The following is an 11,547-nucleotide window of genomic DNA, read 5'->3' on the forward strand; positions in this document are numbered from 1 at the left end:
CATGTCGCCACCTCAAAAAGAGAGCACCGCTCTTGCTTTGGATCACCGTTCTCGAGCACACTGCTCTCAAGCGAGAGCACCGCTCACACTTCCAGGCCCCAGGAGGCCCGCCATGTCCGACGCCCGGTCCACCCACGTCCAGAAGCCCGGCTGGTTCACCGTCAACGTCTTCAACCGCGCCGTGGCCTGGCTGACCCGCCGCGGCATCAGTGTCTGGGGCTCCCGGGTCCTCGCGGTCCGCGGCCGCAAGTCCAGCGAGTGGCGGACCACGCCCGTCAACCTGCTGACCGTGGACGGGCAGCAGTATCTTCTCGCGCCTCGCGGCCACGTGCAGTGGACTCACAACATGCGCGCCGCCGGCGGCGGCGAGCTGCGGCTCGGCAAGCACGTGGACGTGTTCACGGCCACGGAGGTCGCCGACGACGACAAGGTCCCGCTGCTGCGCGCCTATCTCAAGCGCTGGAAGGCCGAGGTCGGCGTCTTCTTCAACGGGGTCGGCCCCGACTCCCCCGACACCGACCTGCGCCGAATCGCCCCCGACCACCCCGTCTTCCGGATCACGGTGACGAGCTGACCTCGCCGCCCGCCTGCCCCCGGTCCAGCGCGGTCAGGGCACGCTGGGCGATCGGGCGGCTGCGCACGATCTCCCCCAGGGAGGTGGCTCCCTGCGTGATGTCCTTGAACGCGTTCCAGGCGGGCCGGAAACCGGTCAGGGCCGCGTGGAAGAGACCGGGACGGCGTTCGAACGCGCTCAGCATCCGCTTGCCGACGCTCATCTCGACGCCGAGCCCGGCCTTGATCGCGAAGGCGTAGTTCAGGGCCTGGCGGCGGGTGTCGACCGCGTCGTGCGCCTCCGCGATCCGTACGGCCCACTCCCCCGCGAGCCGCCCCGACCGCAGCGCGAACGAGATCCCCTCCCGCGTCCACGGTTCCAGCAGCCCCGCCGCGTCCCCGCACACCAGCACCCGCCCGCGCGACAGCGGCGAGTCGTCGGCGCGGCAGCGGGTCAGGTGCCCGGAGGAGATGCTCGGCCGGAAGCCGGCCAGTCCGAGGCGGGCGATGAAGTCCTCCAAGTACCGCTTGGTCGCGGCGCCTTCACCCCGCGCCGAGATCACGCCGACGGTCAGTGTCTCGCCCTTCGGGAAGACCCAGCCGTAGCTCCCCGGCATCGGGCCCCAGTCGATGAGGACGCGCCCCTTCCAGTCGTCGGCGACGGTCTGCGGCACCGGGATCTCCGCCTCCAGGCCGAGATCCACCTGGTCGAGCTTCACGCCGACGTGCGCCCCTATCCGGCTGGCGCTGCCGTCCGCGCCCACCACGGCCCGGGCCAGCAGCGTCTCGCCGCCCTGGAGGACGACGGCGACCGTGCGCCGGTCCGGCACCGCCGAGCCGTGCTGCTCGACCCGCGACACCGTGGCCCCGGTGCGCAGTTCGGCGCCCGCCTTCTGCGCGTGCTCGACCAGTTGCTGGTCGAACTCGGGCCGGTTGATCAGCCCGAACAGCATCTGCTTGGAGCGGCGGGTGCGGGTGAAGCGGCCGTTGTTCGAGAAGGTGACCGCGTGCACCCGGTCGCGCAGCGGCAGCTCGAAGCCGGGCGGCAGGGCGTCGCGCGAGGGGCCGATGATGCCGCCGCCGCACGTCTTGTAGCGGGGCAGCTCGGCCTTCTCCAGCAGCAGCACGCTGCGTCCCGCGACCGCCGCCGCGTAGGCGGCCGAGGCCCCCGCGGGTCCCGCGCCCACCACGACGACGTCCCACACCCGCTGCACGCCGTCCGCCGAAGAGTTCTCGCCGCTCACGATGGTCTACTGCTCCCGATCAAGCCGCCTGCCGCATCTGTCCCCCGCATCCTACGGCGGCGTCCTCGCAGGCCGCTGTGGGAGGATCTGCAGCGTATGCACCCCGCACCAGACCGCGCATACGCCCGCAGGACCACCCGTAACCACCTACCCACGTACACACCAGAGGTACTCATCGGTACCTGAGTCGCACCTACGAGGAGCGTGCCCATGTCGTCGAATCCGGTCGCCGAGACCGTCGCCTCGCTGATGCCCAGGGCGAAGGAGGAGCTCACCGAACTGGTGGCCTTCAAGTCGGTGGCGGACTTCGACCAGTTCCCGAGGAGCGAGAGCGAGGGCGCCGCGCGGTGGATCGCCGACGCGCTCACCGCCGAGGGCTTCCGGGACGTGGCGCTGCTCGACACCCCGGACGGCACGCAGTCGGTGTACGGCTACCTGCCGGGCCCCGAGGGCGCGAAGACCGTACTGCTCTACGCCCACTACGACGTGCAGCCGCCGCTGGACGAGGCCGGCTGGACCACGCCGCCCTTCGAGCTGACCGAGCGTGACGGCCGCTGGTACGGGCGCGGCACCGCGGACTGCAAGGGCGGCGTCATCATGCACCTGCTGGCGCTGCGCGCGCTGAAGGCGAACGGTGGCGTGCCCGTGCACGTCAAGGTCATCGTTGAGGGTTCGGAGGAGCAGGGCACCGGCGGCCTGGAGCGGTACGCCGAGGAGCACCCCGATCTTCTCGCGGCCGACGCGATCGTCATCGGCGACGCGGGCAATTTCCGCGCCGGTCTGCCGACCGTGACCACCACCCTGCGCGGCATGACCCTGGTCCGCGTCCAGATCGACACGCTCGAAGGCAACCTGCACTCGGGCCAGTTCGGCGGCGCGGCCCCCGACGCGCTGGCCGCGCTCATCCGGGTGCTGGACTCGCTGCGCGCCAAGGACGGTTCGACGACCGTGGACGGACTCGACGGCGAGTCCCTGTGGCAGGGCCTGTCCTACGACGAGGAGCAGTTCCGCAAGGACGCCAAGGTGCTCGACGGGGTGGAGCTGATCGGTGGGGGCGCGGTCGCCGACCGGATCTGGGCGCGCCCGGCCGTCACCGTCCTCGGCATCGACTGCCCGCCCGTGGTCGGCGCGACCCCGTCGGTGCAGGCGAGCGCGCGTGCCCTGATCAGCCTCCGGGTGCCGCCGGGCGTGGACGCGGCGGAGGCGACCAAGCTGCTCCAGGCCCACCTGGAGACGCACACCCCGTGGGGTGCCCGGGTGCGGACGGAGCAGATCGGGCAGGGGCAGGCGTTCCGCGCGGACACCTCGAGCCCGGCGTACGCGGCGATGGCGCAGGCCATGGCGGTCGCCTACCCGGGCCAGGAGATGAGTTACGCGGGCCAGGGCGGCTCCATCCCGCTGTGCAACACCCTGGCGTCGCTGTACCCGCGGGCCGAGATCCTGCTGATCGGCCTGAGCGAGCCGGAGGCCCGGATCCACGCGGTCAACGAGAGCGTGTCCCCCGAGGAACTGGAACGCCTGTCGGTCGCGGAGGCCCACTTCCTGCGGAACTACGCGGCCGGCTGATCCGCTCCGCCCACGGCGGGGCCCTCGCGCCACGCGAGGGCCCCGCCTGCGGTGCCTCGCCGAGGCGGGCGAGGCGCACGGCATCGCCCACGGGCAGGTGCCGGACCTCGCGCGGGTCCCCCGGTCAGGAGCTCTCGGTGGGTGAGTTCTCCAGTGCGGCGAGTGCCGGATCGAGGACGATGTCCTCCCCGCGTGCCTCGACCGTCGGCTCCTCCGGAAAGTGGCAGGCGGTCAGATGGCCCTCGGCGTTGCCGGTGACGCGAACGAGCGGCGGCTCGTCGGTCGCGCACCTGTCCTGGGCCTTCCAGCATCGGGTGCGGAAGCGGCACCCCGACGGCGGGTCGATCGGGGACGGCACGTCGCCGGCGAGGCGGATGCGCTCGCGCCGCTCGGTGCTGTCCGGGTCGGCCTCGGGAACGGCGGACAGCAGTGCGTGCGTATAGGGGTGCCGAGGCCGGGTGTAGAGCGTTTCCCGGTCGGCCACTTCGACGATCTTCCCCAGGTACATCACCGCGACCCGCTCGGAGAAGTGGCGGACGACGGCGAGGTCGTGGGCGATGAAGACGAAGGCGATACCGAACTCCCGCTGCAAGTCCTGCAGCAGGTTGACGACCTGGGCCTGGATGGACACGTCCAGCGCCGAGACCGGTTCGTCGGCCACGATGAGCTTGGGCTGCAGGGCCAGTGCGCGCGCGATCCCGATGCGCTGCCGCTGACCGCCGGAGAATTCGTTGGGGTAGCGGTTGTAGTGCTCGGGGTTGAGCCCCACCGTCTCCAGCAGTTCCTGGGCGCGCCGCTTGTGGCCCTGTGGCGGGTTGATCCCGTTGAGCTTCATCGGTGTCTCGACGATGGTGCCGACGGTGTGCCGCGGGTTCAGCGAGGAATAGGGATCCTGGAAGATCATCTGGAGGTTCCGGCGCGCCTCCCGCATCCTCGCAACGGGTTTGTGGGTGATGTCCTCGCCGTCGAACACGATGCTCCCGGCCGTGGGCTCCAGCAGCCGCGTGATCAGGCGTCCGGTCGTCGACTTGCCGCACCCGGACTCGCCGACCAGGCCCAGCGACTCGCCGGCCCTGACCGCGAAGTCGATTCCGTCGACGGCGTGCACGGCCCCGATCTGCCGCTGGAACACGATGCCCTGCCGGATCGGGAAGTGTTTGTGCAGACCGCTGACCTCGAGCAGGTTCTCGTCGGCCGGCGGCTTCCCGGACGCCGGGGAAGCGAGCTGCTGCTCGGGGATGGACTGGGTGGTGCTCACGGCATGCTCCTGTTCCTCCGCCGCCATCACTGCGCGGCCCCTGCGGCTCGGCCGCCGCGGATCTGTTGTCTGGTCTCTGCGGTGAGGTGGCAGGCGGCGATGTGCTTGGCGGTGCCGGGAACCGTCAGCAGTTCGGGCCGTTCCACCGTGCACCGTCCCTCCGGCACCCAGCCCTTGTACGCGCACCGCGGGTGGAAGGCGCAGCCGCCCGGAAGGTTGATGAGACTCGGCGGGGTGCCCGGGATCGGGTTCAGCCGCCGGGTGACGTCGTCACGGATGTGCGGCATGGACTGGAGCAGCCCCCAGGTGTAGGGGTGTTGCGGCCGCTTCAGCACGTCCTGCACGGTGCCGTACTCGATCCGACGGCCGCCGTACATCACCAGGATGTCGTCGGCGATGTCGGCCACCACGCCGAGGTCGTGGGTGATGATGACGACGGCGGAGCCGAACTCCTCCTGCAGGTCGCGGATCAGGTCCAGGATCTGCGCCTGGACGGTGACGTCGAGAGCGGTGGTCGGCTCGTCGGCGATGAGGAGTGCGGGGTCGCAGACCAGGGACATGGCGATCATGGCGCGCTGTCGCATACCGCCGGAGAACTGGTGCGGGTAGTCCTTCACCCGCCGCTCGGGCTGCGGGATGCCGACCCGCTTCAGCATTTCCACGGCACGGTCCCCGGCCTCCTTCTTGGAGACCTTGTGGTGCACCCGGTACGCCTCGGCGATCTGGGCGCCCACGGTGAAGAACGGGTGCAGCGCGGACAGCGGGTCCTGGAAGATCATGGAGACGGTTCTGCCGCGCAACTCCCGCATCTCGTTCTCGGACAGGGCGACGAGTTCTCTGCCCTCCATCCAGATCTCGCCGGACACCCGGGCGCGCGTGCCCTTGTGCAATCCGAGCAGGGCCAGCGAGGTCACCGACTTGCCGGAGCCGGACTCACCGACGATGCCGAGGGTCTCCCCCTTCTCCAGAGTGAAGGACACTCCGTCGACGGACTTGACGAGGCCGTCCTCGGTCGGGAAGTTCACGCGCAGGTCCCGCACGTCGAGGAACGAGGAGGGCGCGGGCGTGACGTCCGCGGGCTGTGAGGAGGTCTGCAGGGACACTGGTGCTTCCTTGGGGCTGCGGGGTCGGGGTGTCAGGCGAGGCGTACGCGGGGGTCCACGAGGCCGTACACCAGGTCCACCACCACATTGGCGAGGACGACGAACGTGGCGGCGAAGAGGGTGGTGCCGAGGATGACGGGCAGGTCTGAGTTCTCCACCGAGTTCACCGCCAGCTTGCCGATGCCGTTGATGCCGAACACCGACTCGGTGATGACGGCGGAGCCGCCGATCAGAGAGCCGACGTCCATGCCGAAGATGGTGATGATCGGGGTGATCGCGGCGCGCAGCCCGTGCTTGAGGACGACCGTGCCGGCCGGCAGACCCTTGGCCCGGGCGGTGCGCATGTAGTCCTCGCTGAAGACCTCCAGCATGGAGGAGCGTGTGAGCCGGGTGTAGAAGGCGAGGTAGACGATGACCAGGGTCGCCCACGGGAGGAGGAGCCCCTGGAACCACTCGACCGGGTCCTGGGTGATGGGGGTGTAGCCGGAGGCCGGCAGGATCTGCCACTTGTCGACGAACACGAAGAGCAGCAGCAGGCCGATGAAGTAGATCTGCGTCGAGACGCCGACCAGCGCGAGTCCGACCGCCGCCTTGTCGACGGCCTTCCCCCTGCGGACCGCGGCCACCGTGCCGAGGCCGACGCCCAGGACGAGGAACGCCACCGCCGCGCCGGCGCCGAGCGAGAGGTCCGCCGGGAAGTCCTGCAGCAGGGTGGTCAGGACAGGGGTGTCGGTCTGGAAGGAGACCCCGAGGCAGGGTGCGCCGCAGTGGATGCGCATGCTCTGGTCGCCGTAGTCGCGGCCGACGAAGAGCCCCTTGAAGAACTCCCAGAACTGCGTCGTGGTGCTCCGGTCGAGGCCCAGCGAGTGCTTGATCTCCGCGAGGCGGGAGGGGGAGCAGGTCTTTCCGCAGGCCAGGAGTGCGGGATCGGAGGGCAGCGCGAAGAAGATGAAGAAGGTGATCACACTGATCACGAGCAGGATCACGGCCGCTGCCAGCAAGCGGCGGATGAGATAACGAAACATGTCGTGCTGGGACCTGGCGGGTGCCCGGTCCGCCTCCCTCTAGCTGTGGGCCGGTGGGGTGGTGCCTGCGCCCGGTGGGGCCGGACGTGGGTGGGGCGGCCCCGCCGGCGGCTGAACCGTCGGCGGGGCGACCGGGGTCACTGCTTGACGTAGACGTGCACGAGGCTCGGTTCGGCCAGGATGGTGTCGGGGATGACGCCGCCCACCTTGGAGCCGCTGATGGCGCTGAACTTCATGTACATGAGCGGGACGACAGCGGCGTCCTTCATGATCTGCTCGTCCAGGTCCCCGTAGGCGGCGTTGCGCTGCGAGATGTCGGCCATCTTGGAGATCTTGGTGATCTGGGCGTTGACGTTCGGGTCGTTCAGGTACGACAGGTCCTGGTTCGCCTGCGGGTTCTTCGCGATCAGCCGGCCGTCGAAGAGGGTGGGGAGAACCGTCGAGGCGTTCGGCCAGTCCGCGATCCAGTCGCCCCAGGTGAGGTCGTACTGGTTCTTGACGTTGTTGACGGTGTTGAAGTAGTTCGCCACCTGGATCGGCACGAGGTTCACCGTGATGCCGATCTGCGCGAGGGAGGTCTTCACCGCGTCACCGAAGTGATCCTGGGTGGGCGTGTTCTCGATCGCCATCGACAGGGTGAGCTTCGGGTCGCCGGCCTGCTTCATCAGGGCCTTGGCCTTGGTGGCGTCACCGGCCGGGTTGGTGCTGTACAGGTTGAACTTCTTGTAACCGCCGATGCCGGGGCTCAGCATCGTGCTCGCGTAGTCGCCGTACGCCTCGCCGCCGAAGGCGCCGCGGACGGTGGTCTTGTCGATCGCGTACTCGATCGCCTCGCGGACCCTGATGTCCTTGACGGTACGGGTGTTGATCGCCAGGTAGTTGATGCCCGGAGCGGCGTTGTTGTAGTAACGCGACTTGAGCGTCGGGTCGTTGGCGAACGAGTTCAGGTCGGAGCCGGCGAGCGGGTACTGCTCGACGGAGGTCTGGGCGACCCCGCCGTCCGACTTGATCTGCTGGTCGATGGCCGCCTGGTCCTGGCCGAACTTGAAGTCGAACTCGTCGACGTTCTGCTGGCGGATCGGGTCGGTCGACTGCTGCCAGTACTTGTTCTTGACGAGGACGAGTTCCTTGTTCTTGGTGTACGACTTGATCATGTACGGGCCGTCGGACCAGACGTGCGTGTCGTAGGTCGAGCCCGTGTCGTGGGCCTTGGGCACCGCCGACCATCCGGACATGGCCGTGGTCTCGTTGAAGTCGGCGACCGGCTGGTTCAGGTGGAAGACGATGGTGTACTGGTCCGGCGTCTGGATGGAGTCGAGCTGCTTGCCGCTGTAGGGGCCCTTGTAGTCGCCGCCGCCGACGAGCCACTGCGCCGCGTACGGCGGGCCGCCGTTGATGTCGCCGGAGAACCCGCGCTCCACCCCGTACTTGACGTCCTGGGCGGTGACGTCGGTGCCGTCCTGCCACTTGATGCCGTGGCGCAGGTGGAAGGTCCACACCGTGTCGCCCTTGCTGGGCGTTCCCGTGTCGGTGGCGAGGTCACCGACCAGCTTCGGCGTGGAGCCCGTCTCGTCCCACGCGGTGAGGGCGCGGACGAAGAGTTCGTTCGTGCTCATGCCCTCGGTCGTGTAGGTGCGCTGCGGGTCGGTGTGGTCGAAGTCCGACTCGTCGAGGACCGTCAACGTGCCGCCCTTGACCGGGGCGCTGCCGCTGGTGTTCGAGGAACCACCGCACGCGGTGACCCCGAGTGCTATCGCCACGGCAGAGGCCGTAAGAGCGACCCTGCGCGTTCTGCGCATCATCTGGGAACTCCGTTCTTGTCATGGGCTCGGCCCCGGCTGTCGTGTGTGGGACGGCCTGTGCCGACACTCGAGGGGCAGCGCGTCAGCTGCGGTTGGCGCGGGGGTCGAGGGCGTCCCGTACCCCGTCCCCGAGGAGGTTGAGCGCCAGTACCAGGACCAGGAGCAGGACGCCGGGGATGAACAGGTACATCGGGTCCTGCAGGAAGAACTCCGACGCGTCCGAGAGCAGGGCTCCCCAGTCCGGGGCGGGCGGGATGACTCCGACGCCCAGGTAGGACAGGGCCGCCTCCGTGGAGATGTTCTGCGGGACGGCCAGGGCGAAGGAGATCAGGATCGGCGCCCACAGGTTGGGCAGTAGCTGGCGGAAGAGGATGTGGCGCCATCCGGCGCTCATGATCCGCGCTGCGTCGACGAACTCCCGCTCGCGCAGGGACAGCACCTGGCCGCGCACCAGGCGGGCGGTGTAGGCCCAGGCGAAGACCGCGATGTTGAGGACGAGGACCAGCAGCCGGAGCTTCTCGTCGGTGCCGCCGTGGCTGTTGGTCTGCAGCGCGTTCTGGATCACCGGGGTGAGCGCGATGATGAACAGCAGTTGCGGGAACGCCAGCATGACATCCATGACCCGCGACAGCGCGGAGTCGATCCAGCCGCCGAAGTAGCCGGCCGCGAGCCCGGCCACGACGCCGACCACCGTGGACAGCACCGCCGACGCGAAGCCGACGAACAGCGAGGTGCGCAGGCCGTAGACGATGCGGGCGAACAGGTCGTACCCCGTGCCCGGCTCGACTCCGAGCAGGTGGTTGAGGCTGATTCCGCCCAGCGATCCATACGGCTGGTTGCCCGTGTCCGGGTTGATCGCCTTGGAGTCCGGAGTGATCGGCCCCCAGCCGGTGAGCGCGGTGAGCACCGGGGCCAGCAGGGCTACCACGATGAACAGCAGGGTGATCACCAGCGCGGTCATGGTGACCTTGTCCCGCGTGACGCGCTTCCACGCCATCCTGGCCGGTGAGCGGCCCTCGACTGCCGTGTCGGCGGGCAGGGGGTCCTGCGACGGTTCGCCGGACGGAGGGGTGGTACCGCCGGCGGCCTCGACCGACTGATGGTGCGTGGTCATCGTATGAACATCCCGGGAGTGAGCCGGGGCTGCCGGGAGGGTCTTCCGTCCGGCTCGCCCACGGCCTTCGCCCGTGTCTCGTCGGCGGCGGACGGGCTGATGGGGGCCGGGCGCGTGGTCGCCGTCGTGGTGGGACTCTTCATGGCGGTTCTGCCCCTGGATGCAGGAGGTGACTGGCTGCCGGGGTCGGCGCCAGGAGACTGAGCGGACTTTCGCAACCACGTGCGAGCTCGGTCAACACCGAAAAGGCACTGAAAGGGCACTGTTTACCCGAATGAACAAGGCTTGACGGACGCGGGATGCGCGGTTAGCCCCGCTGTGAATACTCCGCGACAGTTTCTTGGCAATCGATTGGCGAAAGGCTGCGCTGAGAAATCGCGGGCACCCGGCTCACGGCACGGATCCGCCGATCAACGATTGATCGTCACCGCAGGTGGCAGGGTCCGTCCAACCCTGCTGCCCCGCCTTCGAGTTGATATACATACCCGGACGGGGCAGGCCCGCTCACCCTTCTGCGGGAACTCGCCGGTCCCGGCAAGAATCCGGGGAACATTAAGATTTCTCAGAATTCTCGCTAAGAATTCTCAGAATTCCCGCCGCCTTCCGAGGGCGGACGGGGCCGCCGGCTCAGCCGAGCGGAATTCCTGCCTCCAGGTAAAGCGCGGCACCGCGTTCACGCGCCCGCAGCGCCCAGCGGAGCCGTTCGTAGCGCACGGGCGGGAGCAGATCGGCCGCTTCCTCTTCCGTGACGAACCGCCAGTCGCGCAACTCGGGGCCGGGCAGCAGGAGTCGACCGGCCTCGGCACTGTCGAGGAGGCCGCCGTCGAAGAGGAGGCGGAGCCCGCCGTAACCGGGCGGCGCGGGGGGCTCCCAGTCGAGGACGAGCAGTCGGGGGACCTCCTCGAGCCTGATGCCCGTCTCCTCCTCGACCTCGCGCATGCCGGCGCGGGCCGGGGCCTCGCCGGGTTCGACCACTCCGCCGGGGAACTCCCAGCCGGCCTTGTAGGTGGGGTCGACGAGCAGCACGCGGTCCCGCTCGTCGAAGAGGAGCACACCGGAGGCGACGGTCTCCGAGGTCGGCTCGGCCGTCTGCACGATGTCGCAGGCGGGCGCCCGGCCGGTCCGGACGGCCTCGGCGATCCGCACAGCGGCCTCGTACGGGGTGAGGGCGCTGGTGTCGACGGGATGTGCGTCGGCGGTGAGCCAGGCGGCGAGGGCGGCGCGATAGGGCTCGATGTGGTCGTACGACCACTGGCGGACGCGGATCTCCCCGTCGGGGAGGTCGGGTGGGACCTCCCGGCCGGCTATGCGCTCCCGCAGGATCGTTTCGGCCGGGGCGAGCAGGACATGACGCACGGGGATGCGCCGGGCGGCCAGGCCACCGAAGATCTCATCGCGGTACTCCTGGCGCAGCAGGGTCATCGGTACCACGAGGACGCCGTCGAGTTCGGCGAGCATCGCGGCCGCGGTGTCGATCACGAGCCGTCGCCAGATCGGCAGGTCCTGGAAGTCGCCGACCTCGGCGAGGCGTTTCGGCGGCAGCAACCGGGTGAGCATGGCGCCGATGACCTCAGGGTCGAAGAGCGTGCTGTTCGGGATCAGTTCGATCAGTTCCCGTGCGGTGGTCGTCTTCCCCGCACCGAACGCGCCGTTGATCCAGACGACGGTCACGGTTCCCCCTCTTCTGTTGGCCCCCTGGGGCTTGCCCGCTCCACCCTGCCACGGAAACCCGCGGCTGATGAGGGCGCCTCGGCGTGGCCGACGTCACCACCCCGTGGGGGCCGCCGGGTTCCGCATGCCGCGGGGGGGGGGGGGGGGGGGGGGGGGGGGGGGGGGGGGGGGAGGGGGGGGGGGGGCTGGTACTGCTTCCCCCTCGCGTTTTC

General features: G+C 69.5%; 9 protein-coding genes. 2 read left to right on the forward strand and 7 right to left on the reverse strand.

Going from position 1 to position 11,547, the window contains the following annotated elements; genetic code table 11:
• The first annotated feature begins 112 nt into the window (after positions 1-112).
• Positions 113-574: a nitroreductase family deazaflavin-dependent oxidoreductase gene (locus ACZ4SW_RS10925; RefSeq protein WP_468240808.1), complete on the forward strand. Its 462-nt coding sequence runs from the start codon at positions 113-115 to the stop codon at positions 572-574.
• Here ACZ4SW_RS10925 and ACZ4SW_RS10930 read toward each other — a convergent pair.
• Positions 558-1,796, reverse strand: a complete 1,239-nt coding sequence (locus ACZ4SW_RS10930) for a geranylgeranyl reductase family protein (RefSeq protein ID WP_468240810.1) — start codon at positions 1,794-1,796, stop codon at positions 558-560. The two genes, ACZ4SW_RS10925 and ACZ4SW_RS10930, sit on opposite strands and share 17 nt — an antisense overlap.
• 210 nt (positions 1,797-2,006) lie before the next feature.
• Here ACZ4SW_RS10930 and ACZ4SW_RS10935 point away from each other — a divergent pair, with 210 nt between their 5' ends.
• On the forward strand, positions 2,007-3,362 hold the full coding sequence (locus ACZ4SW_RS10935) for a M20/M25/M40 family metallo-hydrolase (protein ID WP_468240813.1): 1,356 nt from the start codon (positions 2,007-2,009) through the stop codon (positions 3,360-3,362).
• 124 nt (positions 3,363-3,486) lie between these two features.
• Here ACZ4SW_RS10935 and ACZ4SW_RS10940 read toward each other — a convergent pair whose 3' ends face one another.
• The 6 genes from ACZ4SW_RS10940 to ACZ4SW_RS10965 all read right to left on the reverse strand — a co-directional run bounded on the left by ACZ4SW_RS10940 (position 3,487) and on the right by ACZ4SW_RS10965 (position 11,335).
• Positions 3,487-4,620, reverse strand: a complete 1,134-nt coding sequence (locus ACZ4SW_RS10940; protein WP_468240815.1) for an ABC transporter ATP-binding protein — start codon at positions 4,618-4,620, stop codon at positions 3,487-3,489.
• 26 nt (positions 4,621-4,646) lie between these two features.
• The gene (locus ACZ4SW_RS10945; RefSeq protein ID WP_468240818.1) at positions 4,647-5,723 is read right to left on the reverse strand and encodes an ABC transporter ATP-binding protein; all 1,077 of its coding nucleotides are present in this window, start codon (positions 5,721-5,723) and stop codon (positions 4,647-4,649) included.
• 32 nt (positions 5,724-5,755) lie between these two features.
• Entirely contained in the window at positions 5,756-6,748 is a 993-nt protein-coding gene (locus ACZ4SW_RS10950) for an ABC transporter permease (protein ID WP_468240820.1), read from the reverse strand.
• A 137-nt stretch (positions 6,749-6,885) separates the two neighbouring features.
• Positions 6,886-8,508 carry an ABC transporter substrate-binding protein gene (locus ACZ4SW_RS10955; RefSeq protein ID WP_468240823.1) on the reverse strand — a complete coding sequence of 541 codons (1,623 nt, stop codon included), beginning with the start codon at positions 8,506-8,508 and terminating at the stop codon, positions 6,886-6,888.
• A 124-nt stretch (positions 8,509-8,632) separates the two neighbouring features.
• Entirely contained in the window at positions 8,633-9,664 is a 1,032-nt protein-coding gene (locus ACZ4SW_RS10960) for an ABC transporter permease (protein ID WP_468240826.1), read from the reverse strand.
• A gap of 627 nt (positions 9,665-10,291) precedes the next feature.
• Entirely contained in the window at positions 10,292-11,335 is a 1,044-nt protein-coding gene (locus ACZ4SW_RS10965) for an NUDIX hydrolase (RefSeq protein WP_468240828.1), read from the reverse strand.
• Positions 11,336-11,547 lie beyond the last annotated feature (212 nt).

This window comes from Streptomyces sp. NPDC028331 (genome assembly GCF_055565775.1).

What these genes read in the sequence shown, in the direction of transcription:
- ACZ4SW_RS10925 (WP_468240808.1), top strand. Translation starts at nt 113, where the DNA reads ATGTCCGACGCCCGGTCCACCCACGTCCAGAAGCCCGGCTGGTTCACC.
- ACZ4SW_RS10935 (WP_468240813.1), top strand. Translation starts at nt 2,007, where the DNA reads ATGTCGTCGAATCCGGTCGCCGAGACCGTCGCCTCGCTGATGCCCAGG.
- ACZ4SW_RS10950 (WP_468240820.1), bottom strand. Translation starts at nt 6,748, where the DNA reads ATGTTTCGTTATCTCATCCGCCGCTTGCTGGCAGCGGCCGTGATCCTG.
- ACZ4SW_RS10960 (WP_468240826.1), bottom strand. Translation starts at nt 9,664, where the DNA reads ATGACCACGCACCATCAGTCGGTCGAGGCCGCCGGCGGTACCACCCCT.